The organism is Ensifer sp. NM-2, assembly GCF_003024455.1.
In the GTDB taxonomy this organism is placed as follows: domain Bacteria; phylum Pseudomonadota; class Alphaproteobacteria; order Rhizobiales; family Rhizobiaceae; genus Ensifer; species Ensifer canadensis.
In genome coordinates, this window is record NZ_PVZR01000209.1 from 1 (window position 1) to 255 (window position 255).

1 protein-coding gene is annotated in these 255 nt (G+C 55.7%); it reads right to left on the bottom strand.

Annotated elements, in window-relative coordinates; genetic code table 11:
* Positions 1-255 (bottom strand): transposase (locus C6558_RS39500; protein ID WP_146161044.1); only part of this gene is annotated, 255 nt, incomplete at both ends.

The window sequence follows — 255 nt, forward strand, 5'->3', positions numbered from 1 at the left end:
TAGCGGGTGGCTACGCGCCGAAACTGCTTGAGCTTGTTGAACAGGCGCTCGATACGGTTTCGATCCTTATAGGCCCGAAAGTCGCAGACGGGCGGCTCTTTTCGATTTGCCTTCGGCGGTATAACGGGCCTGATCCCGTGGGTCAGCAGTTCTTCACGCAGGAAGTCGCTGTCATAGCCCTTGTCAGCGAGAAACAATCTCGGTTTGCCAACTGGCATTGCTAGCAAGCCCGGAATGGCATTGTAGTCCGATGCT